General features: G+C 60.9%; 2 protein-coding genes and 1 pseudogene. All 3 read right to left on the reverse strand.

Annotated elements, in window-relative coordinates:
* A pseudogene (locus AF70_RS29535) lies at nt 1-494 on the reverse strand (type IV secretion protein Rhs); the annotation flags it as partial.
* A gap of 96 nt (nt 495-590) precedes the next feature.
* Nucleotides 591-872 carry a hypothetical protein gene (locus tag AF70_RS29540; protein ID WP_019582924.1) on the reverse strand — a complete coding sequence of 94 codons (282 nt, stop codon included), beginning with the start codon at nt 870-872 and terminating at the stop codon, nt 591-593.
* A gap of 2 nt (nt 873-874) precedes the next feature.
* Nucleotides 875-4,577 (reverse strand): RHS repeat-associated core domain-containing protein (locus tag AF70_RS29545; RefSeq protein ID WP_169342511.1); only part of this gene is annotated, 3,703 nt, incomplete at its 5' end.

Below are 4,577 nucleotides of genomic sequence, written 5' to 3' on the forward strand. Positions count from 1 at the left end.
GGGGTGGCGACGGTGGGGCGCCACATCTGCGAGAAGAAGCTCTCGGCCATGTCCAGATAGCTGGGCTCGGCTTCGGGCTCGGGTGCCTCCAGCTCGGTGCCGGCCGGCGCGACATGGGACGGGATCGCCCCGGCGGCGCGGGCGGCGGGGATGTTGTTGGTCAGGGTGTTGGTGGAACCGGTGAGAATCGTCGCCTGCACCGTGGGNGGAAACAGCGNATTGCTGAAGCTCTCGCACAGNTTNCTCAAGCCNTTGTCGGCNCCNGTCTTGCTCATGGCNAGGCCGACGATGGTGCCCACCACCGCGCCGAGCAGAAAGCANCCGAGNCCGCCGGTGGCNACGGTGATGCCCGTNGCCGCCACCACGGCAGCCGTCGCCANCGCGGTGATCGCGATNTTGGCCGCCACCTCCAGCACACCGCCGAGGATGTCGGCCATCATCGAGGTGTGGTCGAGTGCATCGCCCAGGCGGGCGGCCCAGAGTGCGTCAGACATGCGGGATGTTAATCCGACGTAAGTGTCTGACGGCTGCGTAATCGTTGTGCGGGTTGCGCAATTCGATGCCTTCCATTGCACCTTTCTCCTTGTTGGTTACGGCATGCGCATTAGCGCAGTCCTCAGGCGTTTGATCAGCTTCGGATCCTTGAGGCAATCGGCCGGCCGCATGTTATCCAAGGCCGGCACCTGCTGTTCGACCCACCACAAACCTTCCTTGAGCCCTCTTTTACCGTAGAGAATGACCGCCATATCGAGGTTGCCATCCAGTTGTTTCGCCAGGGTGCGGGCGTTGTCGTCGAGGTAATCCTCTTCGTATAACCGCACAAACTTTTGCCATTCGGCATCGCCAGGGTAATCGTCTTCCAGTTGTTCCATCTTCAAAAACCTGCAAAGGAAATTAAGTTGCTGCCGGTCGGGTTACGGGCTGACGGCGCCAGGATCCCATCATAGCCGTTGGCTTTCGCCCAGGCGCCAATCTGGTGAGTCTCGGTGTATTTCGAACCGGTAATGCTTTTGAGGCTGACCCCCATTTGTTTGCGCACATCGGCGCGGGTCAGGTCCAGAACGTTGTTGAGCTGCACTTTTTTGCTGACCAGCACTCGCGTGGACAAGTCGACTTTCCAGTGAGTGACTTCCCCTAATGCGGTTTTTCGCGAGTTCGCGCCATAGACTCCACCCAGTCCCGAGGCGGTGTAACGGTGAGTTGATGCAACGTTCCACTTGTGGGCGGTCCAGGTCGTGCTGATACGTCCAGGCTCTTCGAAACGGTAAACCGTTCGGCTGACTTTTCGGCCCTTTGGCGGGCTCGAGCACTTCATCAGCCCCAAGGGATCGATCCAGCTCACCGGATTTGGCGCGTATTGGTAGAGGTTCAGCCCACCAGCCAGCCCGATGGGGTCCGGTGTGGTAAAGCGCCCGATGTCCGGGTCGTAGAAGCGCAGCGTGTTGTAGTGCAGCCCGGTTTCCCGATCCAGGTATTGGCCCTGGAATCGCAGGTTCTGTTCTTCGATGTAATACGGCTCGCGCAACTCTTCAGCCGTGGTGCCCCAGACCTGGTAACGAGCTTGCCAGAGCGTGTGGCCGTCACTTTCCGAGAGTTGCTCGGGCAGGCCGTTGAGGTCGTTGTGGTAGTAACGGACTTTCTGTTGCTCACCCAGCCCGTCGACCCGCGCCAGCGGTTCATGGCCCTCGTCGGCGTAAATGTAGAGGCTGGTCTGGTTATTTCGATGCTCCTGCAACAGTTGCAACGCATCCCAGGTAAAGCGGGTTCGGCTCAGCAGGGTCGAGTGGCGGTCATACTCGGCTTTTTCGATGCGCCGGCCCATAGGGTCGTAGGTCATCTTCACTACCGAACCGTCGTTGTTGCGAACTTCCACCAGACGCTGCTCGGCGTCATAACTGAAGCGCTGGACACCGCGTTGGGCACTGCGTTTTTCAACCATACGGCCGAAGCCGTCATAACGGTAACGTTTGTCCTGAAAGGTCAGCAGTCGGTTATGCAGCACCAGACCTGCGCCCGTCGATAAACCATCGAGCAGGTTGGCGGCGGGGTCATAGGCAAACGCTTCGCGCTGGCCCTGGACATTGTCTTGGCTGGCGAGGATGCGACCTGTGGCGTCGTAGTGCAGCAGTTGGCGGTGCTGGGCGTCGGGTTGGCTGTCGAAACGTTCGACCAGTTGATCGCTGGCGTCATAACCAAATTGGCTTTTCGTTGCCGGTGGCAGCAGCGCGGACTGGCTCTGGTGCCGACGTTGGCGGGTACGCAGGCGGCCGCTGCGGTCGTATTCGCTACGGGTATTGAGGCGCCCCTGGGTTCGCAGCACTTCGCGGTGCAGGCGATCGCGTTCGAAGTCACTGATGACCTGACCTTCGAGGTTGATCTGATGCAGATGACCACTGCCGTAATGCAGGCGGTTCAGCCATCGGCCATCAGGCAGCAGCGTCTGGGTCAGGTTGCCCAGTTCGTCATAGCGATGCTCCAGGCGTCCGGCCCAGCTCTGTTCGGCGATCAGTTGTCCAAGGGGGTCGTAACTGAAGCCCAGGTTCTGTTGCTCGCCCGTGTGGCTGGTGAAGGTGATGGCGGTGACTTGATCCAGCGCGTCATAGCAGTACTCGGTGCGACCATCCTCGGTGACCTTGGCCACCAATCGACCCACCGCATCGCGTTCCAAGTCATGGACGACAGGCGCTTGCGGCGAAAGGTCCAGGTCCGTGCTACCGGGAGCGGTGAGTGCCTCCACGCGAGTGACGTTGTCCAGCGGGTCGTAGGCATAGCGTTTGAGGCTGCCGTCCAGGCTATGTTGCGCAATCAGCCGGTCGCTGGAATCCCAGGCAAACTTATAGCGTTCGCCGTTCTCATTGGTCAGGGTTTGCAGGCGACCATAGACGTCGTAGTTCAACTCCACCCGGCGACCGTGGGCGTCGGTGCGCAGACGCAGGTGACCACCCAATGTGTGCTCGAAGTGAGTGGTGTGCCCGGCGGGGTCGCAGTAGCCGATCAGCTGGCCGCTCGCGTCACGCTGATAATGTTCAGTGCGCCCGTCTGGCAGCTGCTTGCTGAGCAACCGGCCCTGGTCGTCGTAGGTGAAACGCGTGCGTTCGCCCAGCGCATCGGTACTGGTGAGCAGCAACCCACGCTCGCAGTAACTCAACCGCGTGGTGAAACCGGAACAGTCGGTGTGTTCACTGAGTTGGCCGAGTGCCGTCCAGCGTAATGTTTTGCGCTTGCCGCTGGCGTCGATGATCTCCACGACCTGGCCGTGGGCATCATGGCGATAGCGGGTAACGTGGCCCAACGGGTCGGTTTCGCGGATGCAGTTGCCGTGTGAGTCATAGTGATACAGCCAGGTATTTCCAGCCGCATCGGTTTCTGCCAGCGGCAAGGCCCAGTGTTCCAGCCACAGGGTCGATTCGCTGCGCCCGAGCGGGTCGCGAGTCTCGCTGAGATTTCCCGCTTCGTCGTAGCTGAATTGATGCTGCCCGCCCGCAGGATCGGTCGCCCCAAGTAATTGGTTTTCGTCATTCCACCGGAATGTCCAGGTACGTCCCAGCGCGTCGGTAGTTTCGATGATCTGGTACTGAGCATCCCAGTGACGCGTGCTGACCCGATTCAGACCGTCGGTGATGCGTGTGGTCCCGGCTGCCAGGTCATAGTCGAAGGTGTATTGGTCGCCCGCGTCGGTCCAGTGGCGGACCACGCGCCATTCAAGGTCTTCAACCAACGCCCATTCGTAGAAGCAACGCAGCCCGGTCGGCAACTGATGCTCGACCATACGGCGTCCGGTGTCATAGGCAAACTGACGTTTCACCTGCCCGTTGGACTGGCGCACCTCGAATAGATCACCCTGGGTATCGTAGCCGTAGTGCATCAGCACTTCGCGGCGCTGGTCTGCATACAATCGCTCGATCCGGCTGACCCGTTGGCGCCAGCGCGCATCGTAGATCAGCTCAATGCTGACCAGATCGAAGGTGTCTCGGAGCTGCAGCAGGCGCCCGTCATCGCCATAGTCGAGGTGGATGCGATTGTCGTTGCGGTCTCCGAGCTGGCTCAGGCGCAGCAGCGATACATGTCCCGGCGTCGGGTCGAACAGCCGGTACAACCCGTCCGTACTTTCAATCAACAACTGCCCATTGACGTGGCGCCGAACACTCAGCCCTTCACCCGCACTGAACACCGCGCCGCCCAGAGGAATCGAACCCATGTCGATACGCCGGCCCTGCTCATCGGTGTAGACCAGCGTTTCTCCACCCTCCGGGTGAGGCAGGATTTCAACACACACCTCGTAGGACACGCTCCAGCCGGCGCCGAACAGCCCGTCGCGGCGTTCGTCACGGCTGTTGTAGAAGCGCTGCCAATCGATCGGCAAGATGCCCGGCAGCACGAAATCCAGCTCTTCGTCCCCACCCAGCACCTTGGCCCCGGTGGCGGCATGCACCGGGTTCGACGAACCCATGGCGGCGTTGGCCATGGCGCCCATGGCGCTGCTGACAGCCATCGACGTCGCGCCGCCGATCAGCATGCACGGCAGTTTGCTGAAGAACTTGCCTTTGCTGCCCTTGAGCATCAGCAACGCGGTGACC

The organism is Pseudomonas sp. KD5 (assembly GCF_012932895.1).
GTDB lineage: Bacteria > Pseudomonadota > Gammaproteobacteria > Pseudomonadales > Pseudomonadaceae > Aquipseudomonas.